The organism is Stenotrophomonas sp. YJH_SMC_64, from assembly GCF_059371375.1.
Map to the genome: position 1 here is coordinate 85,586 of NZ_JCAFUN010000003.1, position 23,737 is coordinate 109,322.

The 23,737-nt window shown below is 67.0% G+C and carries 26 protein-coding genes; 15 read left to right on the plus strand and 11 right to left on the minus strand.

The window, feature by feature from the left end:
* Positions 1–224 precede the first annotated feature (224 nt).
* From rpoH to AC5P9L_RS03640, 3 genes are all read left to right on the plus strand, one after another.
* Entirely contained in the window at positions 225–1,100 is an 876-nt protein-coding gene (gene rpoH, locus AC5P9L_RS03630) for an RNA polymerase sigma factor RpoH (RefSeq protein WP_111174144.1), read from the plus strand.
* A 174-nt stretch (positions 1,101–1,274) separates the two neighbouring features.
* The gene (locus AC5P9L_RS03635; protein ID WP_033834072.1) at positions 1,275–1,658 is read left to right on the plus strand and encodes a type II toxin-antitoxin system RelE/ParE family toxin; all 384 of its coding nucleotides are present in this window, start codon (positions 1,275–1,277) and stop codon (positions 1,656–1,658) included.
* Entirely contained in the window at positions 1,642–1,974 is a 333-nt protein-coding gene (locus tag AC5P9L_RS03640; protein ID WP_005414661.1) for a helix-turn-helix domain-containing protein, read from the plus strand. The genes AC5P9L_RS03635 and AC5P9L_RS03640 overlap by 17 nt, the downstream gene beginning before the upstream one ends.
* Positions 1,975–2,052: 78 nt before the next feature.
* Here the strand turns inward: AC5P9L_RS03640 and purD are convergent, their stop codons facing one another.
* Both purD and purH read right to left on the minus strand, forming a co-directional pair.
* Entirely contained in the window at positions 2,053–3,336 is a 1,284-nt protein-coding gene (gene purD, locus AC5P9L_RS03645) for a phosphoribosylamine--glycine ligase (RefSeq protein WP_227415286.1), read from the minus strand.
* A gap of 61 nt (positions 3,337–3,397) precedes the next feature.
* The gene (gene purH, locus AC5P9L_RS03650; protein ID WP_043034540.1) at positions 3,398–4,981 is read right to left on the minus strand and encodes a bifunctional phosphoribosylaminoimidazolecarboxamide formyltransferase/IMP cyclohydrolase; all 1,584 of its coding nucleotides are present in this window, start codon (positions 4,979–4,981) and stop codon (positions 3,398–3,400) included.
* Positions 4,982–5,204: 223 nt separating this feature from the next.
* On the opposite strand from purH, the gene AC5P9L_RS03655 reads away from it, so the two are divergent.
* The 6 genes from AC5P9L_RS03655 to AC5P9L_RS03680 are packed head-to-tail and all read left to right on the plus strand — an operon-like array spanning position 5,205 to position 11,005.
* Positions 5,205–5,822, plus strand: coding sequence for a CDP-alcohol phosphatidyltransferase family protein (locus AC5P9L_RS03655; RefSeq protein WP_227415285.1), 618 nt, complete (start codon positions 5,205–5,207; stop codon positions 5,820–5,822).
* Positions 5,823–5,856: 34 nt separating this feature from the next.
* Positions 5,857–7,608 (plus strand): bifunctional alpha/beta hydrolase/class I SAM-dependent methyltransferase, encoded by a 1,752-nt coding sequence (locus tag AC5P9L_RS03660; protein WP_012481414.1) that lies wholly within the window; start codon positions 5,857–5,859, stop codon positions 7,606–7,608.
* Positions 7,608–8,936: a phosphatase PAP2/dual specificity phosphatase family protein gene (locus AC5P9L_RS03665; RefSeq protein ID WP_133050255.1), complete on the plus strand. Its 1,329-nt coding sequence runs from the start codon at positions 7,608–7,610 to the stop codon at positions 8,934–8,936. Before AC5P9L_RS03660 ends, AC5P9L_RS03665 begins: the two co-directional genes overlap by 1 nt.
* Complete coding sequence (locus AC5P9L_RS03670; RefSeq protein ID WP_005411261.1) at positions 8,933–9,370, plus strand: hypothetical protein; 438 nt, start codon at positions 8,933–8,935, stop codon at positions 9,368–9,370. The genes AC5P9L_RS03665 and AC5P9L_RS03670 overlap by 4 nt, the downstream gene beginning before the upstream one ends.
* Before the next feature lie 13 nt (positions 9,371–9,383).
* The gene (locus AC5P9L_RS03675) at positions 9,384–10,013 is read left to right on the plus strand and encodes a lysophospholipid acyltransferase family protein (protein WP_005411260.1); all 630 of its coding nucleotides are present in this window, start codon (positions 9,384–9,386) and stop codon (positions 10,011–10,013) included.
* Positions 10,010–11,005 carry a phosphatidate cytidylyltransferase gene (locus AC5P9L_RS03680; RefSeq protein WP_005414654.1) on the plus strand — a complete coding sequence of 332 codons (996 nt, stop codon included), beginning with the start codon at positions 10,010–10,012 and terminating at the stop codon, positions 11,003–11,005. The genes AC5P9L_RS03675 and AC5P9L_RS03680 overlap by 4 nt, the downstream gene beginning before the upstream one ends.
* A 125-nt stretch (positions 11,006–11,130) precedes the next feature.
* On the opposite strand, the gene fis is transcribed toward AC5P9L_RS03680, so the two are convergent.
* The 3 genes from fis to prmA all read right to left on the minus strand — a co-directional run bounded on the left by fis (position 11,131) and on the right by prmA (position 13,251).
* Positions 11,131–11,406, minus strand: coding sequence for a DNA-binding transcriptional regulator Fis (gene fis / locus AC5P9L_RS03685; RefSeq protein WP_005419706.1), 276 nt, complete (start codon positions 11,404–11,406; stop codon positions 11,131–11,133).
* A 114-nt stretch (positions 11,407–11,520) separates the two neighbouring features.
* Complete coding sequence (locus AC5P9L_RS03690) at positions 11,521–12,288, minus strand: DUF3426 domain-containing protein (RefSeq protein ID WP_012481410.1); 768 nt, start codon at positions 12,286–12,288, stop codon at positions 11,521–11,523.
* Between the two features lie 42 nt (positions 12,289–12,330).
* Entirely contained in the window at positions 12,331–13,251 is a 921-nt protein-coding gene (gene prmA / locus AC5P9L_RS03695; protein WP_227415290.1) for a 50S ribosomal protein L11 methyltransferase, read from the minus strand.
* Between the two features lie 164 nt (positions 13,252–13,415).
* Between prmA and AC5P9L_RS03700 the strand changes: the two genes are divergently transcribed.
* The gene (locus AC5P9L_RS03700; protein WP_227415284.1) at positions 13,416–14,381 is read left to right on the plus strand and encodes a hypothetical protein; all 966 of its coding nucleotides are present in this window, start codon (positions 13,416–13,418) and stop codon (positions 14,379–14,381) included.
* Positions 14,378–14,752, plus strand: a complete 375-nt coding sequence (locus AC5P9L_RS03705) for a hypothetical protein (protein ID WP_005411254.1) — start codon at positions 14,378–14,380, stop codon at positions 14,750–14,752. The genes AC5P9L_RS03700 and AC5P9L_RS03705 overlap by 4 nt, the downstream gene beginning before the upstream one ends.
* A 97-nt stretch (positions 14,753–14,849) precedes the next feature.
* Here the strand turns inward: AC5P9L_RS03705 and accC are convergent, their stop codons facing one another.
* The 4 genes from accC to AC5P9L_RS03725 all read right to left on the minus strand — a co-directional run bounded on the left by accC (position 14,850) and on the right by AC5P9L_RS03725 (position 18,327).
* Positions 14,850–16,217, minus strand: a complete 1,368-nt coding sequence (gene accC, locus AC5P9L_RS03710) for an acetyl-CoA carboxylase biotin carboxylase subunit (RefSeq protein ID WP_005411253.1) — start codon at positions 16,215–16,217, stop codon at positions 14,850–14,852.
* Between the two features lie 10 nt (positions 16,218–16,227).
* On the minus strand, positions 16,228–16,707 hold the full coding sequence (accB, locus tag AC5P9L_RS03715) for an acetyl-CoA carboxylase biotin carboxyl carrier protein (protein ID WP_005411252.1): 480 nt from the start codon (positions 16,705–16,707) through the stop codon (positions 16,228–16,230).
* Between the two features lie 59 nt (positions 16,708–16,766).
* Positions 16,767–17,210 carry a type II 3-dehydroquinate dehydratase gene (gene aroQ / locus AC5P9L_RS03720; RefSeq protein ID WP_005411251.1) on the minus strand — a complete coding sequence of 148 codons (444 nt, stop codon included), beginning with the start codon at positions 17,208–17,210 and terminating at the stop codon, positions 16,767–16,769.
* Between the two features lie 388 nt (positions 17,211–17,598).
* A complete protein-coding gene (locus AC5P9L_RS03725) occupies positions 17,599–18,327 on the minus strand; it encodes a DOPA 4,5-dioxygenase family protein (RefSeq protein ID WP_005411250.1) in 729 nt (242 codons plus the stop codon).
* Between the two features lie 166 nt (positions 18,328–18,493).
* Here AC5P9L_RS03725 and AC5P9L_RS03730 point away from each other — a divergent pair, with 166 nt between their 5' ends.
* A complete protein-coding gene (locus AC5P9L_RS03730) occupies positions 18,494–19,321 on the plus strand; it encodes an isocitrate lyase/PEP mutase family protein (RefSeq protein WP_099485031.1) in 828 nt (275 codons plus the stop codon).
* Positions 19,322–19,354: 33 nt separating this feature from the next.
* Here the strand turns inward: AC5P9L_RS03730 and AC5P9L_RS03735 are convergent, their stop codons facing one another.
* A complete protein-coding gene (locus AC5P9L_RS03735; protein WP_099485032.1) occupies positions 19,355–19,885 on the minus strand; it encodes a hypothetical protein in 531 nt (176 codons plus the stop codon).
* A 127-nt stretch (positions 19,886–20,012) separates the two neighbouring features.
* On the opposite strand from AC5P9L_RS03735, the gene AC5P9L_RS03740 reads away from it, so the two are divergent.
* Positions 20,013–20,609, plus strand: a complete 597-nt coding sequence (locus AC5P9L_RS03740) for an NAD(P)H-dependent oxidoreductase (RefSeq protein WP_005411247.1) — start codon at positions 20,013–20,015, stop codon at positions 20,607–20,609.
* 16 nt (positions 20,610–20,625) lie between these two features.
* Complete coding sequence (locus tag AC5P9L_RS03745; protein WP_005411246.1) at positions 20,626–21,219, plus strand: TetR/AcrR family transcriptional regulator; 594 nt, start codon at positions 20,626–20,628, stop codon at positions 21,217–21,219.
* Between the two features lie 13 nt (positions 21,220–21,232).
* On the opposite strand, the gene AC5P9L_RS03750 is transcribed toward AC5P9L_RS03745, so the two are convergent.
* Positions 21,233–22,027 (minus strand): D-alanyl-D-alanine carboxypeptidase family protein, encoded by a 795-nt coding sequence (locus tag AC5P9L_RS03750; protein ID WP_171968905.1) that lies wholly within the window; start codon positions 22,025–22,027, stop codon positions 21,233–21,235.
* A 121-nt stretch (positions 22,028–22,148) separates the two neighbouring features.
* On the opposite strand from AC5P9L_RS03750, the gene AC5P9L_RS03755 reads away from it, so the two are divergent.
* Complete coding sequence (locus AC5P9L_RS03755; RefSeq protein WP_227415283.1) at positions 22,149–23,702, plus strand: alkaline phosphatase; 1,554 nt, start codon at positions 22,149–22,151, stop codon at positions 23,700–23,702.
* The last annotated feature ends 35 nt before the right edge of the window (positions 23,703–23,737 follow it).

Consider the following 23,737-nt stretch of genomic DNA (forward strand, 5'->3'; position numbering starts at 1 on the left):
GCCTCCAGAACGGCCCGTTCAGCTCCGCTTGACCGGAATCGGCCGGTTCCCGGCAGGTAATTGCTTGAATTCCAAGGGATTGTGAATCCCGAAAAGCGCGCTCGCCACTGTCATCAAATCGCGCTACGGTAGGGCTCTGTTTGGGACCAGTGTTGCATCAATAGGATGCTGGAACTTTTTCCTCCTTTAGCAGTCCAAATCCCGGACTGCTAAGATGGGTGCCTATGAGCCAGAACACCTCTACTGCCCTTGTGGCAAACAATCTCCCGATTCCCAGTGCGCTCGGTTCGCTGGACGCCTACATCGGTGCCGTGCACCAGATCCCGGTGCTGTCGGTCGATGACGAACAGGACCTGGCCCGTCGCTTCCGCGACGGCAACGATCTGGACGCCGCCCGCGAGCTGGTGCACTCGCACCTGCGCTTCGTGGTGCACGTGGCCCGCGGTTACAACGGCTACGGCCTTGCCCTGGGCGATCTGATCCAGGAAGGCAACATCGGCCTGATGAAGGCGGTCAAGCGCTTCGACCCGGAAATGGGCGTGCGCCTGGTCTCCTTCGCCGTGCACTGGATCCGTGCAGAGATGCACGAGTTCATCCTGAAGAACTGGCGCATCGTGAAGGTCGCCACCACCAAGGCGCAGCGCAAGCTGTTCTTCAACCTGCGCAAGTCGAAGACGCGCCTGGGCTGGATGAACGCGGCGGAAGTGAGCGCGGTGGCCAAGGACCTGAACGTGTCCGAGCGCGAAGTCATGGAAATGGAGTCGCGCCTGTCCGGCCGCGATATCGGTTTCGATGCGCCGACCGACGAGGACAACGAACACGCACCGCCGTCGCCGGCTGCGTTCCTGGTTGCCGATGACGAAGACCCGTCGATGGCCTACGAGCGCGAGGACAGCGAAGACAACCAGATGCAGCTGCTGCGCGAAGGCCTGGCGGAACTGGATGCCCGCTCGCGCGACATCATCCGCCGTCGCTGGCTGGACGCCGACAGCAAGGTGACGCTGCAGGAGCTGGCCGACGAGTACGGCGTGTCGGCCGAGCGCATCCGCCAGGTTGAGGCGAACGCGCTGAAGAAGATGAAGGCGCTGTTCACCGCGTAAGCGGGAAGGCGTTGGAATGAAGAAGGCCCGGCGGTGATGCCGGGCCTTTTTGTTTTTGGAGCGCATCCACGCATGGCGTGGATCAATCCTGACGCCAGGGCGGCAACTGCGCCGACCGCAGCATGCGCTGGACGCTGATTTTCACGCCGTACCACTCGGTGGCACGGTATGATCATGTCACGTGTCTTCCGCACCCGAAGCTTCAACCGCAGTACACGACGTTCTTCACTGACCGATAGAGCCTTGTGCCGCGCGGTGGTGGAAATGCGTCAAGGACTGATTGATGCAGACATAGGGGGCGGCCTTCTCAAAAAGCGAGTTGCGCTGCCGGGCCGCGGAAAGCGCGGTAGCGCCCGCGTTATTGTCGCAACCAAGGTGGGGCGCTACTGGTTCTTTCTCTTCTGCTACGAGAAGAACGCGCGCGCGACCATCAGTAGTGCGGAACGGGATGCCCTTCAGCTGTATGCGTCTGAGTTCTTGAGAATGAGCCCTGCACAGTTGGACAGGGCAGTTATCTGCGGAGAACTGCAGGAGATTTGCCATGACAAAGACGGTTGAACATAGACGTGCAAAGAGTGCGATCCTCGATGCGGTGCATGAAGGCGCGGCGGGCCTTTACGCCAGCGGCTTCATCGACAAGCGGCGCATGAGCATGTACGAGGCGCTTTGTCTGGAGCCTGTGCCCGAATACAGCAGCGCCCAGATCCGTGCACTTCGCACGTCGTTGGAACTTAGCCAGCCGGTGTTCGCAGGTGTGCTCAACACCAGCGTTTCGACGGTCCGTAGCTGGGAACAGGGCGAGAAGAAGCCGAGCGGGCCGTCGCTGAAGCTTTTGAACCTGATTGATCGGAAGGGTCTCGAAGCAGTCCTGTAAAGCAAAGGCCCGGCAATGCCGGGCCTTTGCTTTACCGTGGTATTCAATCCGCGCCATGCATGGAAGCGGGGGTGTGCCTCACCCCTCGCGTGCGATCGCGCGCCAGCCGATGTCGTTGCGGTGGAATTCGTTGGCCCAGGTCACCTTGGCCACGCCGGCATAGGCGTTCGCCTGCGCGTCGCGCACGCTGTCACCCAGTGCAGCCACGCACAGCACGCGGCCGCCGGCACTGAGCACCTGGCCCTGTGCATCCAATGCCGTACCGGCGTGGAACACCTTGGCAGTGGCCGGCACTTCATCCAGGCCGGAAATCACGTCGCCGGTGATCGGCGCTTCCGGGTACGGCTTCGCCGCCAGCACCACGCCCAGCGACGGCCGCGGATCCCACTGTGCGTCGATCTGGTCCAGGCGGCCGTCGATGGCCGCTTCCACCAGTTCGACCAGATCCGACTGCAGGCGCAGCATCACCGGCTGGGTTTCTGGATCGCCGAAGCGCACGTTGAACTCGATCACCTTCGGCGCGCCGCTGGCGTCGATCATCAGGCCGGCATAGAGGAAGCCGGTGAACGGGATCCCGTCGGCGATCATGCCTTGCACGGTCGGGTTCACCACGTCGCGCATCACGCGGGCATGCACTTCCGGCGTGACCACCGGGGCCGGCGAATACGCGCCCATGCCGCCGGTGTTCGGACCGGTGTCGCCGTCGCCGACGCGCTTGTGGTCCTGCGAAGTGGCCATCGGCAGCGCGTGCACGCCGTCCACCATCGAAATGAAGCTGGCTTCCTCGCCATCGAGGAACTCTTCGATCACCACGCGCGCACCGGCATCGCCGAAGGCGTTGCCCGACAGCATGTCACGCACCGCGTCTTCGGCTTCGGCCAGGGTCATCGCCACGATCACGCCCTTGCCGGCGGCCAGGCCATCGGCCTTGACCACGATCGGGGCGCCCTTCTCGCGCACATAGGCCAGCGCGGCATCCACCTCGGTGTGCACGGCGTAGAACGCGGTGGGGATGTTGTGGCGGGCCAGGAAGTCCTTGGCGTAGGCCTTGCTGCCTTCCAGCTGCGCGGCGGCGGCGGTCGGCCCGAAGATGCGCAGGCCGGCGGCGCGGAAGCGGTCGACCACGCCGGCCACCAGCGGTACTTCCGGGCCGACCACGGTCAGCGCCACGCCTTCGGCCTGGGCCAGCGCCAGCAGGCCGTCGATGTCGGTCACTTTCACCGCCACGTTGCGGCACTTGTCTTCGCTGGCGGTGCCGGCGTTGCCGGGCGCCACGATCACTTCGGTGACACGGGAGGACTGGGCCAGCTTCCATGCCAGGGCGTGTTCGCGGCCGCCAGAGCCGATGACGAGGATCTTCATGGGACAGGGTTCTCGGGTACGGAAGAGATAAGCCGGGCAGAGCCCGGCTTCGTGATGCGGATCAGTGGCGGAAGTGGCGCACGCCGGTGAACACCATCGCCAGGCCATGTTCGTCGGCGGCGGCGATCACTTCGGCATCGCGCATCGAACCGCCCGGCTGGATGACCGCCTTGATGCCGGCGGCAGCAGCGGCGTCGATGCCGTCGCGGAACGGGAAGAACGCATCGGAAGCCATCACCGAACCCTCGACCACCAGGTTTGCATCGGCCGCCTTGATGCCGGCGATGCGCGCGGAATAGACGCGGCTCATCTGCCCGGCGCCCACGCCAATCGTGCGGTTGTCCTTGGCGTACACAATCGCGTTGGACTTCACGAACTTGGCCACCTTCCAGGCGAACAGCAGGTCGGTGAACTGCTTGTCGGTCGGTGCCAGCTTGCTGACCACCTTCAGTTCGTCGCGGGTCATGCCGCGGTTGTCCGAGGACTGCAGCAGCAGGCCCGAGCCGACGCGCTTGCTGTCGAAGTTGTTCAGGCCATCACCGTGCGGGATGCGCAGCACGCGCACGTTGGCCTTCTTCTGTGCGTATTCCAGCGCGGCCGGCTCGTAATCCGGGGCAATCAGCACCTCAACGAACTGGCGGTCGAGGATGACCTTTGCAGTGGCGGCGTCCAGCGGCTTGTTGAAGGCGATGATGCCGCCGAAGGCGCTGGTCGGGTCGGTGGCGTAGGCCAGCTCGTAGGCATCGCCGTTGCCGGCGCCAACCGCCACGCCGCACGGATTGGCGTGCTTGACGATGACGCAGGCCGGCGTATCGAACTGGCGCACGCATTCCCACGCCGCATCGGCGTCGGCCAGGTTGTTGTAGCTCAGTTCCTTGCCCTGCAGCTGCTGGAAGGTGGCCAGCGTGCCCGGCACCGGGTACAGGTCGCGGTAGAACGCGCCGCTCTGGTGCGGGTTCTCGCCGTAGCGCAGATCCATCACCTTCACGAAGGTGGAGTTCATCTGTGCCGGGTACTCGGCACGCACCGGCACGGCGGCGTCGGTGGCGGTGACCGCCGACAGGTAGTTGCTGATCGCCGCGTCGTACTGGGCGACGCGGTTGAACGCGGCCACCGAGAACGCGAAGCGGGTGGCGGCCGACAGTTGGCCGTTGTTGGCCGCCAGCGAGGCCAGCAGTTCGGCGTACTGCGACGGATCGGTTGCCACTGCCACGCGGGCGAAGTTCTTGGCTGCCGAACGCAGCATGGCCGGGCCGCCGATGTCGATGTTCTCGACCGCGTCGGCCAGCGTGCAGTCGGCCTTGGCGGTGACCGATTCGAACGGATACAGGTTCAGCACCAGCAGGTCGATGGCGCCGATGCCGTGCTCAGCCATCACCGCATCATCCAGGCCCGAACGGCCGAGCAGGCCGCCGTGCACCATCGGGTGCAGGGTCTTGACCCGGCCGTCCATCATTTCCGGGAAACCGGTGACGTCGGCCACGTCCTTCACGGCCAGGCCCGCATCGCGGATCGCCTTGGCGGTGCCGCCGGTGGACAGCAGCTCCACGCCGCGTGCCGCCAGCGCAGTGGCCAGCTCGACCAGACCGGTCTTGTCGGAAACGGAGAGGAGGGCCCGGCGGACGGGCAACAGATCAGCAGTCATGGGACAGAATCGGCAGCGGAGCGGGGCCGATATTGTAGGCGGTGGGGGCCGGTGGCGGGCGCTGGAAGGGGTAATTTGCCGTGGCGATCGACGCAAGGCCGGGTCGGGCACACCGATCCGGCCCGATCCGGGGGCTGGCCTGCGGACCAGAGCAGGGTTGCCGGAATCTGCCAACGATGGGGTAGGCTGTGCCCGCACTGCCAAGGATCAGCGGGTACGGATCATGTCGATCTATGCATTGAAAGGACGTTTCCAGGACCTGTTGCGTCCAGCCGTACGCCGTCTGTACCGCAGGGGGATCACTGCCAATACGGTGACCGTGGCCGCTGCCGTGGTCTCGCTGCTGGTGGCCGCCGCCGTCTGGTGCTGCGCGCCGGCCCAGCCCCTGCTGTACCTGCTGCTGCCGCTGTGGATGCTGCTGCGCATGGCGCTCAACGCGATGGATGGCATGCTGGCCCGCGAGTTCGGCCAGCAGTCGCGGCTGGGCGCCTATCTGAACGAGCTGTGCGATGTGATTGCCGATGCGGCGCTGTACCTGAGCCTGCTCAGCATGCCGGGCGTGCGCCCCGAGATGCTGTGGCTGCTGGCCTGGACCGCGGCCCTGAGCGAGTACGCCGGGGTGCTGGGGCTGATGGTCGGTGCCAGCCGCCGCTATGACGGCCCGATGGGCAAGAGCGATCGCGCGTTCGTGATCGGTGCGCTGGGCCTGCTGCTGGCGTTTGAGTGGGTTGGCGCGATGACGGTCACTGGCGTGGCCGCGGTCATGGCGGTGCTGTGCGTGCTGACGATGGTCAACCGCGTCCGTCGGGGACTGCGGGAAGCAGCGGTTTCGCCGAATTAATCAAGCAGATACAAAAAGACAATCAGGAGATTGCATGCGTCAGGCGCAGGAACGGGAATTCCACAGCTTCGACCAGGTACCGCTGTTCTACCGGTACTGGGCGGGCACCACCGCAACGCCGGCCACCAAGGCCATCGTGCTGCTGCACCGCGGCCATGAGCACTCCGGCCGGGTCACCCACCTGGTCGATGAGCTGGACCTGCCCGACACCGCCTTCTTCGCCTGGGACGCGCGCGGCAATGGCCGTTCGCCGGGCGCACGCGGCGATGCACCGGGCTTCCCGGCGCTGGTGCGTGATCTGGACAGTTTCATCGCCCACATCGGCGCCGAGCACGGCATTGCGGTGGAAGACATCGTGGTGATCGCGCAGAGCGTAGGGGCGGTGGTCGCCGCGACCTGGGTGCACGACTACGCACCACGCCTGCGCGCGCTGGTGATGGCTTCGCCGGCGTTCAAGGTGAAGCTGTACGTGCCGTTCGCACGCCCGGGCCTGGCGCTGATGCAGAAGCTGCGCGGCAATTTCTTCGTCAACAGCTACGTCAAGCCGCAGTGGCTGACCCATGACCCGGGGCGGGTGGAAAGCTATCGCACCGACCCGCTGATCACCCGGCCGATTTCGGTGCGCGTGCTGCTGGGCCTGTACGAGGCGGCCGACCGCATCGTGGCCGATGCGCAGGCGATCAGCGTACCGGTGCAGCTGCTGGTGTCCGGCTCGGATTTCGTCGTGCACCGTGGCCCGCAGGACCGCTTCTACGAGCGCCTGTCCAGCCCGATCAAGGAGCGTGTGCATCTGCCGGGCTTCTTCCACGACACGCTGGGCGAGCGCGATCGTGCACCAGCACTGGCGCGCATCCGCAGCTTCATCCAGGCGCGTTTTGCCGAGCCGCTGCGCGAGCTGTCACGGCGCGACGCGCACCGTCACGGGCCAACCTTCGAAGAATCCGAGATCCTGGCCTGGCCACCGGAGCGCAACAGCCTGGCCGACCTGCGCTGGCGCGTGGTGCGTGGCGGCCTGCGCTTCGGCGGCACGCTGTCCGAAGGCATCGCGCTGGGCCTGCGGACCGGTTTCGATTCCGGTAGCACGCTGGACTACATCTACCGGAATGAGGCGCGCGGCAAGGGCCCATTGGGGCGGATGGTCGACCGCAACTACCTGGATGCAATCGGCTGGCGTGGCATCCGCGTGCGCGGCCAGCACCTGCAGGAACTGCTGCGCGACGCTGCCCAGCGCCTGCGCGGGCAGGGCACGCCGGTGCGTGTGCTGGACGTGGCCGCCGGCCATGGCCGGTATGTGCTGGAAGCGCTGGGCCAGGGCGAACAGCGCGCCGACCGTATCGTGCTGCGTGATTTCAGCGATCTGAACGTGACCCAGGGCCAAGCGTTGATCGAGCGCCTCGGTGCGGCCGACATCGCCTGCTTCGAGCAGGGTGATGCGTTCGATCCGGCGCAACTGGCCAAGGTCGATCCAGCACCGACACTGGCGGTGGTCTCGGGCCTGTACGAACTGTTCCCCGACAACGACGCCGTGCTGCGCTCGCTGCAGGGTATCGCCGCAACGGTGCCGGCGGGCGGCTACCTGGCTTACACCGGCCAGCCCTGGCACCCGCAGCTGGAATTCATCGCGCGCGCCTTGACCAGCCATCGCGGTGGCGCGGCGTGGGTGATGCGCCGCCGTACCCAGCAGGAGATGGATGAGCTGGTGCGCCTCGCCGGCTTCGAGAAGGTGGCGCAGCGCATCGACGACTTCGGCATCTTCACCGTGTCGCTGGCGCGCCGGACCGCGTGATGGCGACGCTCGCCGCAACCCCGCTGGCCGCGGAAGGGCGCCCCTGGCGGCGCGCCCTGCTGTGGCTGGCCCTGCTGGGTCCGTTCTTCTTCGCCAGCTATGGCTTCGCCAACTGGATGGCCGGCCGCCACGCCACCCTGCCGGTGATGGCGTTCGCGTGGGAGACACGCATCCCGTTCGTGCCGTGGACGATCGTGCCGTACTGGTCGATCGACCTGTTCTACGCGATCTCGTTCTTCCTGTGCCGGCAACGGCTGGAACTGGACCGGCATGCGCTGCGGCTGTTCAGTGCGCAGGTCATCGCGGTTACCTGTTTTCTGCTGTGGCCGCTGCGCTTCAGCTTCGAACGGCCGGAGATCGGCGGCGTGTTTGGCTGGTTGTTCGACGTGCTGCTGGGCTTCGACAAGCCGTTCAACCAGGCGCCGTCGCTGCACATCGTGCTGCTGATCGTGTTGTGGGTGAAGTTCGCGCAGTATCTGCACGGGGTGTGGCGCGGTGTACTGCATCTGTGGGCGCTGCTGATCGGCGTCTCGGTGCTGACCACGTTCCAGCATCATTTCATCGATATCCCGACCGGCCTGCTGGCCGGTTGGCTGTGCGTCTGGCTGTGGCCGGAGCAGGGCACGCCACCGTTGCGGGCCTGGCACACCGCGCGTGATGCCAAACGTTGGCGATTGGCAGCGCTGTACCTGCTGGGGGCCGCTGTATTGCTGGTGCCGGTGGTGCTTCTGCGTGGCGCCGCGTTGTGGCTGCTGTGGCCGGTGGTGTCGTTGCTGCTGGTGGCGCTGGCCTATGCCGGGCTGGGTACGGCGGTGTTCCAGAAGCGCGCCGATGGTCGCCTGACCATGGCCGCGCGCTGGCTGCTGGCGCCGTACCTGGGCGCAGCCTGGATCAACTCGCGGCTGTGGACGCGGCGCGCGCCGCAGCCAGTGCCGGTGATGGATGGCGTGTGGCTGGGGCGCATTCCCTGCGCGGCCTTGCCGGCACCCTTGGTGGGCGTGGTCGATGCCTGTGCCGAGCTGTCCTGCCGCGCGCCGGGCGCCGCGTATGCCAGCGTGCCGATGCTGGACCTGGTGGTCCCTGCACCGGAACAGCTGCGCGAAGCGGCCGAGGCCATCGAGCGCCTGCATGCGCACGGACCGTTGCTGGTGTGCTGCGCGCTGGGCTATTCGCGCAGCGCCGCCAGCGTGGCCACCTGGCTGCTGCGCAGTGGTCGTGCGGCCGATGCGGACGCGGCGGTGGCGATCGTGCGTGCTGCGCGCCCTGGCATCGTGCTGGGTACGGCCCATCTGCGTGCCATCACCGACGCGGCAGGAGTGCGCGCATGAGCACGGTTCCCGATCTGGCGACCATGCAGCTGCTGCTGCGGCAGGGGCGTTGGCCGGCATGCCTGTCGCTGGGGCTGCTGCTGGTGGCATTGCTGCTGCTCGGCACCGAGCCGGGCCTGGCGATGATCGCTGCAGGGTTGCTGCTGGCCAGCATGTCTGCAGGGGTGGCCCAGACGTACCACGCGTGGCGGGTTGCGCTGGACGCCAGCCTGCTGCAGCTGCTGCGCGATGAGCGTATGGACGGCGATGCCGCCGCGCGCCGCACTGATCAGCTGCTGCAGGACAGCGGCCTGCGCCGCGCGTCGCCCGAGGCGCCCCTGCGGGGCTGGGACGCGCGCTGGGTCGGCATGCGTCGCCTGCTGCTGCGCCAGTACCTGCTGACAGCGGTGCAGTTCGCACTGCTGGTGCTGGCCGTGTTGTGGCCGCAGACGTGAACGGGAGGGACCAATGTTCGCCGAACTGATTGCCCGCGCCTGCAGTGGTGCGATCCATGTAGTGACCGGCGCACGCGCGCTGTGGATCGGTTGCGCGCCGTCCAGCGAGCGCCGTGTGTACTACGGCAACCACGCCAGCCATGGCGACTTCGTGCTGATCTGGTCGTCGATGCCGCCTGCGTTGCGGCGCCAGGTGCGGCCAGTTGCCGCGGCCGAATACTGGCAGCGCGACGGCCTGCGTCGCTACCTGATCGATGCGGTGTTCAACGGCGTGCTGGTCGAGCGCGAGGCCGGCCATCGCCAGCAGGATCCGCTGCAGGCCCTGCGTGACGCGGTGGACGAAGACTGCTCGCTGATCCTGTTTCCGGAAGGTACCCGCAACGTGGGCGATGAGCCGCTGCTGCCGTTCAAGAGCGGCATCTATCATCTGGCACGGCAACGGCCGGAGCTGGAATTCGTGCCGGTGTGGATCGACAACCTGAAGCGGGTGATGCCCAAGGGCCGGTTCCTGCCGCTGCCGCTGCTGTGCACGGCCACCTTCGGTACGCCGCTGCGGCTGCAGGCCGACGAGGACAAGGCGGCCTTCCTGGCCCGCAGCCGGCAGGCGCTGCTGGACCTGGCGCCGAACGGGGGGCGCGCATGAGTTTCCTGATCGATGTGTCCGGCGACCTGGCAGCGCAGAGCGTGGGCCAGCAGACCGGCCTGCTGTTCGCTGGCGTCGGTGCGGTGCTGGTACTGGCCACGTTGGTGGCCGAAACGCTGCGATGGCGCCAGCGCGGCCGGCCCAGCGCGGTCATCGCCAACCTGGTGTCGCGCATCCGCGCGTGGTGGGTAATGGCGATCGTGGTCGGGCTGGCGCTGTTCTTCGGCCGCGCCGGGGTGATCGTGCTGTTCGCGATCATCTCGCTGTTCGCACTGCGCGAGTTCATCACCCTGGCGCCGACCCGCTCAGGCGATTACTACGCGCTGCTGGCCGCGTTCTACATCGTGCTGCCGTGGCAGTACTACCTGGTGTGGATCGACTGGTACGGCATGTACACGCTGCTGATTCCGGTCTACGCGTTCCTGTTCCTGCCGATCCTGTCGACCATCGGCGGCGACACAACGCACTACCTGGAGCGGACCGCTAAGGTGCAGTGGGGGCTGATGATCTGCGTGTTCTGCATTTCGCATGTGCCGCTGCTGCTGAACCTGCACGTGCCGGGCCATGACCCCTCGCGCAACGTGCTGCTGTTTGCTTTCCTGGTGATCGTGGTGCAGTCCTCGGACGTGCTGCAGTACATCTGGGGCAAGTTGTTGGGCAAGCACCTGATCGCGCCGAAGCTGTCGCCGTCGAAGACGGTGGAGGGCTTCGTCGGCGGCGTGCTGAGTGCCAGCGCACTGGGCGCGGCGCTGTGGTGGATCACCCCGTTCACGCCGCTGCAGGCGTTCGGCCTGTCGCTGCTGATCAACCTGATGGGGTTCTGGGGCGGCCTGGTGATGTCGGCGATCAAGCGTGACCGGGGCATCAAGGACTGGGGCCACATGATCGAGGGCCATGGCGGCATGCTCGACCGGCTGGATTCGGTGTGCTTCGCCGCGCCGGTGTTCTTCCACGTGGTGCGGTATTACTGGAAGGCGGGCGGCGGCGGTTGATTCTGCCGGTTTCCATCCACGCATGGCGCGGTTCTACCGGTAGTGCCGGCCGCTGGCCGGCAACTGCAACATCCTGCCACCGTTCGTGGGGTTGCCGGCCAGCGGCCGGCACTACCCGTGCGCGTTTACGCGCTGATGCCGTATTCCTTCAGCTTCTTGCGCAGGGTGGCACGGTGGATGCCCAGCATCGCGGCGGCGCGGCTCTGGTTGCCTTCGCAGTGGTTGAGCACTTCCACGAACAGCGGGATCTCCATCTCGCGCAGCACGATCTCGTAGACATCGTCCGCATCGCAGCCATCGAGGTCACGCAGGTAACGGCGCACGGATTGGGCGACATGTTCACGCAGCGGTGGCCGGGGAGCGCCACGACTGTTGTCAGGACGAGAGAGGACAGCGTTCAAGGGGGTTCCCGATTCGGTGGGCCCGTGCGCGCGGTGCGCGCGGCCGGACGAGGTGGTGGCGGCCAGTCTAGCGCGAGCGTGCCCGGCCTGCCACGGCCGGTCGCCTTTTCACGTTCAGAGGAAGTCGAAGGTGAATGCGACGGTGGATGCGGCGGGCTCCTGCACACGGAAGGCGACGCGCGCGCTCTGGCCCGGTTCCAGCAGGGCGGCGCCGGGGTTCTCGCCCAGGTACTGCGCAGGCGTGAACACACCGCTGCCGATCACCCGGCCATCAGCATCGGACAGTGACAGGCGCAGGTCCGGCCAGGCCTGTGCCCAGCGTGCGTCGTTGCGGATGCTGGCCTGCACCTGCAGCACGCCGGCCTGCCCGGGCAGCGGCCGGATCTCGCGGCTGGTCATGGTGAAGGCGGTGGGTTCATGCCAGGCCGGCAGGCTGCAGCGCAGGAGGCCGCAGAGCGTGCCCAGCCAAGCACGGTTGCCGGCGTCGGCGGCCAGCCGCGCACGGTCGGCCAGCACGCTCTGCAGCACCAGCAGCAGCGCCAGCCCTGCAACCAGCAGCCAGTGCCAGCGCGGTGCCGGCAGGCTGCGGGGGCGCGCACTGCCAAGGAAACTCGGCGCGTCAACGGCGGTCGTCGTCGCCGGCACTGCAACCGGTGCCGACGCGATGGCCGCAATGTCATCAACGATGACAGGCGCATCGTCGTGCTGCATCTCCGCCGCCACATGCGCCGCTTCGGCGGGCCCGGCTGGCACCTGCATGGCAGGCGACGCGTGTTCTTCCGGTTCCTGCGTGCGCGCATCGGTCGCAGGCACGGGCGAACCTTCCGGGGCGGTGCGCAGGAAGGTTGCCAGAGGGCGTCGCGGTGGGTTCGGCTCGGACATGCTCAGGGTGCGGGCTCGGATCCAGCAGTCATTCAACCACGATCAGGCGCGGCGCACGCCGGTGATGCGCATCCAGTCGCCATCCTGGGTCGCCTGCAGGTCGTCGAACCATTCCGCATAGCGCTGCAGCAGTTCACCTTCCTGGCCGTGCAGGATGCCGGACAGGGCAATACGGCCGCCGGCAGCCACGCGCGCGGCCAGCAGCTCGGCCAACGCGTCCAGTGCCGAGGCGAGGATGTTGGCGACCACGATCGGGTAGGTGGCGACCGGTTCGTCCGGCGGCAGGTACACGTGCATGCGCGCCTGTTCGCCGTTGCGCTCGGCATTGTCGGTGGTGGCGACCAGGGCCTGCGGATCGTTGTCCACGCCGATGGCCTCAGCGGCGCCCAGCTTCAGCGCGGCAAGCGCAAGGATGCCGGAGCCGCAGCCGAAGTCGAGCACGCGCTGGCCCTGCAGCAGGCCATCCACGGCCAGCTGGTCCAGCCAGCGCAGGCAGAGCGCGGTGGTCGGGTGGGTGCCCGAGCCGAACGCCAGGCCCGGGTCCAGCCGCACCACGGCGGCGTCGGCAGCCTGTGCGGCCTCCGGCAGTTCATGGTTCCACGGCACGATCCAGGTGCGGCTGCCGAAAGCCATCGGCTGGAACTGGTCCAGCCAGGCGCGTTCCCAGTCCTCGTCCTCGACCGCGCGGAAACTGCCGCTGCTCCAGTCCAGTTCCGGGTCGAACGCCTCCAGCGCGGCCAGCAGCAGCAACGCGTTGCTGTCGGCGGGAAACAGTGCGCTCAGCACCAGGGTGTCCCATAGCGGGGTCTCGCCCACGCCCGGCTCGAGAATGGCCTGTTCGTTGCTGGTATCGGCCTCGGCATCAAGCAGCGTGACGGCCAGTGCGCCGACATCCTCCAGCGCATTCTCATAGCGGGGCTGGGTAGCTTCGGTGCAACGCAGGGTCAGTTCCAGGAACGGCATGGCGGTGGGGGCAATCGCGGGAAAGGGGGCCATGCTAGACCATCGGAGCGTCTCCGTATTGCCTGAGATGCCGCTCGGAGATGAACGGAACCGATTCAGACAGGCCTGGCGGGCCTTGCTAAACTTGGTGCTTTCCTGTGCGCCATGAACGTTCACTGCCGCCAATGGCCTTTGCTCCGACCCTGAAAACCTGGTTGCTCGTACTGCCGGCGGTGGCCGTGCTGGGCGTGGCCGGGTATCGGGCCAGCGGCCATGCCGGGTCGGTACCGGTGACCGCAGGCGAACTGCCGACGGCGCAGGTTGCGTCGGACGATGCGGCGCCCCTGCCGGTCGTGCCGGAAGCGTTGGCGCGTCGCCTGGCGGCGTTCGAGCGCGGCAACGCGCTGCCTTCGGGCCTGCCGCTGGACCTGCGCGCGGACATCGAGGATGCCACCGATCTGTACGCCTACGCGCAGCGCCTGCGCGTGCAGGCCGACGACGGCAATCACGAGGCGCGCTGGATGCTCAGCCGGGTCTACGACTACTGCGCGCAGTACGCCATCGATCCGGGCGGTTATCGGTTGGACAACAATGTGCTGGCCGGGCTGGGCCTGACCGCTGCACCGGCGATGGTGCAGGCGCGCGAGCGCGTGGCGCAGCGCTGTGGCGGCTTCGTGCCGGGCGACAAGCTGGGGTCCGCGCTGGTGCTGGCCGAGCGCCGCAAGGCAGCCACGCAGGGCAACCTCGCAGCGGAAGCATCGCTGTTTGCCGAAGGCGAGCCGCTGAATGACAGCTCCGAGTACCGCCGTGACCTGGTCGAGCGGGTGCGCACATCGCGCGATCCGGAGGCCTTCATGGCCATTGCACCGGGCATGGGCGTGCGCGCGGCGGGCGACCAGGCGCTCACTGGCCTGGTGGCGGGTGAACAGCTCAGTGAACTGGCGTGGCGGGTTGCGGCCTGCGAGCTCGGTCTACCGTGTGGTGCCGACAGCGTGCTGGTCAACAGTTTTTGTGCGAATGGAGGGATCTGTTCGCAGGATGGGACGCAGGATTTCCGGGATTTCGTGTATGACGCTGCGGTTTCGCGGCAAGGTGCGGGGAAAATGAAGCAGTGGATCAAGCGATTGGTTGGCAAGAGGGGCGGGCAATGAACTACCGTCGATTCCTGCATGGGGCCAAGTTCTGGTTCTGGGTGGCACTGTTCGTGGCCTATTCGGCCGGCGCGGTCGGGCTGTTGATGATCGACACCTATGAAGATCGTTACCGGCATCTGTCGAAAGTGGAACTGACCACGGTGAAGGCGCAGGAAGATGTGCGCCGCGTGGGTGCCAGCCAGGTCGCTGCGGTCTATCGCGCGCAGAGCGGCATGCCGTTCGCATCGTTGCCGGCAGGCAGTACCTTCCAGGTGGTGTGGCCCGATGGGTCCACCGAGACGATGGTGATCGTCGACCCGAGCTCGCCCAATGGTGTACGCCCGCTGGCGAATTCGCAGATCCCGGCCGAAGCTGCCGACAAGCGCTGATGCACCTGCTGCAGAGCCGAGCCCACGCTCGGCTCTACGGCAATGGAAAAAGGGCGGGGATATCCCCGCCCTTTTCATGTCCAGTACCTGCTGCCGATCAGGTCAGTGCGATCGGCTTGTTCTTGCGCTCGGCAAGACGCTTTTCCAGGTAGTGGATGTTCTGGCCACCGGCCTGGAAGCCCTTGTCGCGCATGATCCGCTGCTGCAGGGCGATGTTGGTCTTGATGCCGTCGACCACCATCTCGCTCAGCGCCACCCGCATGCGGGCGATGGCGGTTTCGCGGTCCGGGCCGTGCACGATCAGCTTGCCGATCATCGAGTCGTAGTTCGACGGCACGCGGTAGCCACTGTAGATGTGGGTATCCACGCGCACGCCGGGGCCACCCGGCGGATGGAAGCCGGTGATGGTGCCCGGGCTGGGCACGAAGGTCTCGGCGTCTTCGGCGTTGATGCGGCACTCGATCGCGTGGCCGGTCAGCACCACGTCGCTCTGCTTGATCGACAGCTTCTGGCCGGCGGCGATCTTCAGCTGCTCGGCCACCAGGTCGATGCCGGTGACCATTTCGGTGACCGGATGTTCCACCTGGATGCGGGTGTTCATCTCGATGAAGTAGAAGCGGCCGTCTTCGTACAGGAACTCGAAGGTGCCGGCGCCGCGGTAGCCGATGCGCACGCAGGCTTCGGTGCAGACCTTGCCGATCTGCTCGCGCTGTTCGGCGGTGATGCCCGGTGCCGGCGCTTCTTCCACCACCTTCTGGTGGCGGCGCTGCATCGAGCAGTCGCGCTCACCCAGGTGGATGGCGTTGCCCTGGCCGTCGGCCAGCACCTGGATTTCCACGTGGCGCGGGTTCTCCAGGAACTTCTCCATGTAGACCTCGCCATTGCCGAACGCGGCCTTGGCCTCGCTCTTGGTGGTTTCGATCGAGGTCTTCAACGAGGCCTCGGCATGCACCACGCGCATGCCGCGACCGCCACCGCCACCGGCCGCCTTGATGATGACCGGGTAGCCGATCTCACGGGCGATCTTGGTGTTGGCGACGATGTCATCGCCCAGCGGGCCGCCCGAACCGGGCACGCACGGCACGCCGGCCGACTTCATCGCGCGGATGGCTTCGACCTTGTCGCCCATCATGCGGATGGTGTCGGCCTTGGGGCCGATGAAGATGAAGCCGGATTCTTCCACGCGCTCGGCGAAGTCGGCGTTCTCCGACAGGAAGCCGTAACCGGGATGGATCGCCTGCGCGTCAGTGACTTCAGCCGCGGCGATCAGCGCCGGAATGTTGAGGTAGCTCTGCGGCGACGGCGCCGGGCCGATGCAGACCGACTCGTCGGCCATGGCCACATGCTTGAGGTTGCGGTCGACCGTGGAATGCACGGCCACCGTGCGGATGCCGAGGGTGTGGCACGCGCGCAGGATGCGCAGCGCGATCTCCCCTCGGTTGGCGATGACGACTTTGTCGAGCATGGCGTGCCCCTCAGCCGATCACGAACAGCGGCTGGTCGAATTCCACCGGCTGGCCGTTCTCGCCGAGGATGGCGACGATGGTGCCGGACGTGTCGGCTTCGATCGGGTTGAACATCTTCATTGCTTCGATGATGGCCAGGGTCTCGCCTTCCTTGACCTGCTGCCCAACGGTGACGAAGGCCGGCTTGTCCGGGGCGGACGACGCGTAGAAGGTGCCGACCATCGGCGAGCGCAGCACGTGGCCTTCCGGCAGTGCCGGGCCCGGCTTGGCGGTACCGCCGGTGGAGGCTTCGGTCGGCGACTGCATCGGCATTGCCTGCGGTGCCGGGGCGGCCGGAGCGGCGTACACCGGGGCGGCGACCGGAGCGGCATAGCCGGCCACCGGGGCACGCGACAGGCGCACCGACTCTTCGCCTTCCTTGATTTCGATTTCAGCCAGGTTCGACTCTTCCAGCAGGTCGATCAGCTTCTTGATTTTGCGCAGATCCATGAGGGCCTCTTTGGTTTCTATCTAGGTGAGGAGAGCGCCGTGGGCGCCCGGGTCGACAATCAGGTGGCGGATACCCGCAGCAGCGCCGCGTCCATCGCGTAGCGGTAGCTGTCGGCACCGAAGCCGCACACCACGCCCACCGCCTTGTCACTGAAGTAGCTGTGCTGGCGGAACGGTTCGCGGGTATGCGGGTTGGACAGGTGGATCTCGATGAACGGCACCGCCACCGCGGCCAGCGCATCGCGCAGGGCGACCGAGGTGTGGGTGAAGGCGGCGGGGTTGATCAGGATGAAAGCGGTTCCGTCGTCGCGTGCGGCCTGCACGCGGTCCACCAGCACGTGCTCGGCATTGGACTGCAGGCTCTCCACCGCGTGCCCGGCGGCCGATGCCTGGCTGGCCAGGGCCTGGTCGATGTCGGCCAGCGTGGTGTGGCCGTAGACCTCCGGCTCGCGTGTGCCGAGCAGGTTGAGGTTGGGGCCGTGCAGGACCAGCAGCTTCGCCATGGGATCCGGAAGACGGGAAAGGGCGGCAGTCTGGCGGAACCGGCGGATGCTGTCCAGTTCGGCGAAGTTTGCAGCGTTTCAATCGAACGTTTGAAATCTGCCGGAGCGCTTGTGGCCGTATGGCGGGCGCTGGATCAAGGCGCGCTGAATGGCTCGCAGGCCGGGGATGCATGCACGTAGGCCGACGATGGCGGCAGGCATGGGCAGGGCTGATGCTGTCATGGGTGGTGCTGCAGTAGATCCACGCCACGCGCGGATGAGGCCACCATTCAATAGATCCACGCGATGCGTGGATGGAGGACGTTCGGTACGTAGCACGCTACGCACCCACCGAGGGGCAGCCCAAGGTGCGCCGCACGCCACCCACTGCCCCCCGCCACGCCCCCGCTCACGTCTCCAGCGGCACCGTCGGCACCACGTTCGGGAACACCTCTTCCAGCGGTTCCCGTTCTCCAGGCTTCGGTGCCGGCCAGTTGTAGGCATTCACCGGCTGCGCGCGGTTTACCCACAACGCGTAATACAGGTGGTCGGCGCGGCCATCACCGGTATTGGGGTGGATCAGGATGGTCAGGCCCAGGCTGTTGAGCTGCAGCCAAGGCACCAGCACCGGCAGCAGGTCGTTGGTGAAGCCGAAGTAGAACGACGGGGTGACGTGCGGCCCGCGTGGTTCCAGGTTCCAGTTGCCCAGCTCCACCGGGAAGCGCTCGGCCGTCCAGCGCCGCAGCAGCGCAGCCTTCTCGAAGCTGTCCTCGTCGAAGTAGATGTGCGCGTGATAGCTCTTGATGTCGGTGTAGGCGCGTGGGGTCACGGGCAGGGTGGCCTCGCCGGGACGCACGCTGGCCGGGCGCGGGGTCGGTTCGCTGGCCGTGGCCTGGCCCCAGGGGCTGTGCCCTTCCGGTGCTGGCGGCACGATGGCACGGAAGCCGGGGCGGCCAGGCTCGGTGGTGTTCACCGCGTCGTTGCCGCGCGGTGCTGCGGCGGCGGTCGAGGCACTGGCCAGGCCGCCAGCGGCCAGACCCGCCGAAGCGATCAGGCGGCGCCGTGCCGGCGAAAGCAGGTCGGCCCAGTGGGCGTCATCATCGCCGGCGTCGGTGAGGGTCTGCGGGTCCGGGTGCATGAAGGGCTCCGTGGCGGCATCGTGTGGGCAGGCAAGCACGCTCGGGCACCCGCATCCACAGCGTCCAATAAGCAGGGGGCATCACCTCATGCAGGTGCGCCCCGTTGTCGTTGAGCGTGGCCGCTGGGCGGGCTAGGGTGCAGGTCTGCCGCCCCGGAGCCCTTCCATGATCTCGCCCGATGCCGACACACAGCAAAAGCGCGCGTTCTTCCGCCAGCTGCACGCGCAGGGTTGCTTCGTGCTGCCCAACCCATGGGATGTGGGCAGTGCCCGCTACCTGCAGCGGCAGGGCTTCCAGGCACTGGCCACCACCAGTGCCGGCTGCGCCTGGAGCGAAGGACGGCCGGACGGAGCGGTTTCGCTGCAGGCCACGCTGGCGCATCTGCGCGTGATGGTGGCAGCGACCCCATTGCCGTTGAATGCCGACTTCGGTGATGGCTTCGGCGTCACGCCGCAGGCGGTGCAGGAGGCGGTGGCCGCGGCGATCGACACCGGCATTGCGGCATTGTCGATCGAGGATGCCAGCGGCGTGGCCGATGCACCGCTGCGTCCGATCGACCAGGCGGTCGAGCGCCTGCGCGCTGCCCGTGCAGCCATCGACCGCGCGGGTGGCGACGTGCTGCTGGTCGGCCGCGCCGAGAACTTCTTCGTTGGCGTGCCGGATCTGCAGGACACCCTGCAGCGCCTGCGTGCCTACGCAGAGGCCGGTGCCGACGTGCTGTATGCACCTGGCATCAGCACGCGCGAGCAGATCAGCGCGGTGGTCGCCGCTGCCGGGTCGAAGCCGGTGAACCTGCTGGTCGGTGGACCGACACCGCTGCGCCTGCAGGACATTGCCGCGCTCGGCATTCGCCGGATCAGCCTGGGCGGCGCACTCGCCCGTGCCGCGTGGGGCGGGCTGATGCAGGCGACCCAGCCGATCGTGCAGGACGGACGCTTCGATGGGCTGCAGCAGGCGGCCTCCGGGGCTGCCTTGAACGCGCTGTTCCGCTAGATCCACGCCGTGCAAGGCGGGAGGGGCCGGCGACTACAGCGCCTCGATCTCCCGCTTGGGTAAGGTCACGTCGGGTTCCAGCGCCGGCAGCAGTTGGCGAAGCAGGTTTGGATTGCCCTGCAGCCCGGTGCCATCCAGATACGTCCAGCCGGAACCACCAACGCGGCGCACGGCCACCATGAACGTGGTGCTGCGCATTGGGGTTTCACGCACCCGTATCAGGGATTGGCGTGGCACGAAGCAGACTTCTTCCTCTCCGGCAGCATAGGTCCGGGTCGGCACACCTACATCTTCGCTGATGACCACTACACCGGCGTTGTGCTGCTTCTTCAACGCATCACGGGTGAGCGCCTGGAAGGCGTCATCGCCGCCGGCCAGTCGCTTGAGGCTGGGATGGGTGCGTTCGATGAGGAAGTCCGCATCGCCGCGGGCGTATGCAGTCATCATGGCGCGCACATCTTCGCGCAGTGCCTTCGCATCACTGGGACTGAGTTCACCTGCGAAGGCGGATGGCAGCAACAGCGACAGCAGCATCAGCATCGTCAGGGGCAGGCGTCGATCCATGTTCGGGTGTCTCACAGGGCACCGCCGCACTATACGGTGGATGCGAAAACAGCGTCCCATCGATGGCGCTGGTATCCTGTAAATCACTACTTACTATTGGTAGGTATTGATTTCTGGAGCCCCCCCCATGCACAGCCTCATTGTCATCGCCCACCCTGAACCCGGTTCGCTGACCCATGCGATGGCGCATCGCATCGGCGATGCCATCACTGCTGCCGACGCCCGCAACACCGTGGCCTACGCCGATCTGATGGCCGAAGGCTTCGATCCGCGCTTCAACGCCCAGGACCAGGCCTTGTTCCGCAGCACTGGCGCGGTACCGGCCGACATCGCCGCCGAGCACGCACGGCTGGAGGCCACCGATACACTGGTGCTGGTGTTCCCGTTGTACTGGTGGTCGTTCCCGGCACTGCTGAAGGGCTGGATCGACCGTGTCTTCACCAACGAATGGGCCTACGCACAGGACGCGCAGGGCAAGCTGGTGAAGAAGCTGCAGCGCCTGAACGTGCATCTGGTGGGGCTGGGCGGTGCCGATGCAGCGATGGTCGAACGACGCGGCTACGATGCGGCGATGAAGACGCAGATCGACATGGGCATCTTCGACTACTGTGGCGCACGCGTGCTGACGTCCGACCTGCTGCTGGATGCCGATACCGGTGCGGCTGGAGCGCATCTGCAGACCGCGCTGGCGATCGGCCGTAAAATAGGCACTCCGATGCGCTGATCGCCGTGTTCCGCCGATGCCCGCCAACGCCGCTCCCACGCGCCGCCGATTGACCCGCGAGCAACGCGCTCGCCAGTTGCTGGACGTGGCCTGGGCGCTGGTCGGTGAAGAAGGCACCGACGCGTTGACGCTGGGACGGCTGGCCGAGGCGGCGGGCGTGACCAAGCCGGTGGCCTACGATCACTTCGTGACCCGCAACGGCCTGCTGGCCGCGCTCTACGATGACTATGACGGGCGGCAGACGGTGGTCTTCCACGAGCGTATCGGCCGCGCCCGCGCGCAGCTGGCCGACCGTGCGGCGGCCATCGCCTCCGGCTACATCGACTGCATCCTCAGCCAGGGCAGTGAAGTGCAGGGCATCCTCGCCGCGCTGGTAGGAGCGCCGGAACTGCACGAGGTGCGGCGGCGTTACCAGCAGGACTTCATCGACAACTGCGACGCATGGCTGGGTCCGTTTGCCGCCGATGGCACGGTGCCCCTTGCTGGGCGCTGGGCGATTCTCGGTGCGGCTGAAGCCCTGTCCGAAGCCGTGGCGGCAGGCGCGCTGGACAAGACCAACGCCGAGGCCGAGCTGCAGCGGCTGATCGTGGCGACGGTCAAGCGGCGCTGAGCGGCTTCGGGCGTCAGGCCCCGGCGGTGCTGCTGGCCAGCGTGGCGAATCCTGCCGCCAGCTGATCGCGCACCAGTGCATCGCGCGCGTCGCGGCTTTCAGAACCCAATACCACGGTGATCAGGCGTACCGGCTGATCCCGCCCGGGCACTGCCCGGCATGCGGTGGCGGCCAGGCAGAAGCCTGCTGCCTGGGTGTAGCCGGTCTTCAATCCATCCACGCCGTCATCGCCAAGCAGCGCATTCTGGTTGTTGCGGCTGAAGCTGCCATGCACGAACGCGCGCTGCGCGGTGATTGCCAGTATCTGCGGATGGTCATTCAGCAGGCAGGCGGCCAGCACCGCCATGTCGCGCGCGCTGGACGCATGGTGCGGCGTGGTGATGCCGGAGACGCTGGCGAACCAGCTGCTGCGCAGGCCGAGCTGGCGTGCGTGCCGGTTCATGCGCTCCAGGAACGCAGGCTGCGATCCGTCCAGGTGGCGCGCGATGGCCAGCGCCGCGTCATTGCCGGAGACGATCATCAACCCTTCCAGCAGGCGCGCGAGCGTGACCGTTTCGCCGGGCACCAGGCCCATGCGCGTTTCATCGTCGGCGACCGCATGCACGTCGTCGGCGGCGATGGTGACTTCGGCGCCCCACGAGCGCCCGCGCTCCTCGACACATTCGTAAGCCGCGTAGGCGGTCATCAGCTTGGTCAGCGAGGCCGGCTGCCTGGCGATATCCGCGTTGTGCTGGTGAATCACCGCGAAAGTTGCCGCATCGAGGGTGATGGACGACAGCGGTGCACGCGCAGGAGCAGGAGACGGCATGGAAGCGACGATGGCAGTGGGGACCCAGGAGGATAGTGTGCGGCGGCTGCACGAAGCTGAAATAATGCAACGATATAACGTATCGCCATTGTGGGCCGCCGATGGCCCGACGGGACATCCGATGACTGCACGCATTCCACGCCGCTGGCTTCATTCTTCGTTGCTGCTCGCGCTGGCCGCACTTGGCGGCTGCCAGCCCAGCCTGCGCGCCGAGGCTGTTTCCACCGCCGAAGCCGGTCCGCTCAATGTGATCGTGATGATCAACGACGGTGCCGGCTGGGGTACCTGGGACGCCGCCGCCTACTGGCAGTACGGCAGCCGTGACGGCGCACCCTATGCGGATTTCCCACTGCGCCTGGCGGTGACCACCTTTCCGTTGAACGCGAGCAGCCAGCCGACCGGTGACAACGCGCAGACGCTTGGCTACGACCCGAGCGAGGCCTGGGATGACGCGCCGGTTCCTGCGCAGGACCTGCCCTTTGCGGGCTACCAGTACCTGGCCGCGGTGGCTACCGACAGTGCGGCGGCGGGCACTGCGCTGTCCTCGGGGATCAAGACCTACAACAACGCCATCAACTTCAACAACGATGGCCAGCCGGTCGAGTTCAATACGCTGCGCGCCAAGCGCCTGGGCATGGCCACCGGCGTGGTCACCTCGGTGCCGTTCGCGCATGCCACGCCGGCCGCGTTCGCGGCGCAGAACGAATCGCGCAGCAACTATCACGCCATCGCACACCAGATGCTGGCGCAGGGCCACATGGACCTGGTGATGGGCACGGGTGGCCCGGGCTACAGCGTCGACGGCCGCGCCTGCCATGAAGGTACGGACGCGGCGAAGGCGGAGGGCTGTGCGAATCCATGGGAGTGGGTGTCGCAGCAGGATTGGCAGCAGCTGGAAGCGGGCAGCACCATCGGCGGCAATCCGGCGGGACCGTGGCGCCTGATCCGCAGCAAGGAAGCGTTCGCCGCACTGGCGCAGGGACGGTTGCCGGCCGACCGGCCGCTGATCGGTGTACCGCGCGTGGCCAACACACTGCAGCAGGCGCGCCAGCTGCAGGTGCTGGGCAAGGATGCAGGCACGCCTTCGGGAGTGAGGAAGATCGACAGCGTGCCCGATCTGGCGACGATGACGCGTGGCGCACTGCAGTTCCTGCAGCAGCGCTCGTCCAAGGGGCTGTACCTGATGGTGGAAGGCGGCGCCACCGACTGGGCCGCACATACCAGTGCGTGCGGCACCGAATGGCATTACGGCCAGTGCAGCGATCAGCCGCAGCATGGCCGGCTGATCGAAGAGACCGTGGAGTTCAATGACGCGGTGGAGGCGGTGGTCGACTGGATCGAGCGCAACGGTGGCTGGGAGCGCAACCTGCTGATCGTCACCACCGACCACGACAACAGCATGCCGATGGGCCCGGATGCACAGGACGTGGCTTTCGCACCGGTAAGCAACAACGGTCGCGGCCGCATGCCCGGAATCAGCTTCCGCCCCACCGGCAACCACTCCAACGCGCTGGTGCCGCTGTGGGCCAGGGGCGCCGGCGCGGCGCTGCTGGGCAAGCGCGTGCGGGGCGTCGATGCCGGCTACCGTCAGCACGTGCGCTGGAACGACGGCAGCTACATCGACAATACCGACGTGGCTGCCGCAGTGCAGGAAGCGCTGCAGCGTCCACGGTAACGCCCGGTTGCACGCGGGCTGTTGTCGAGGCAGCC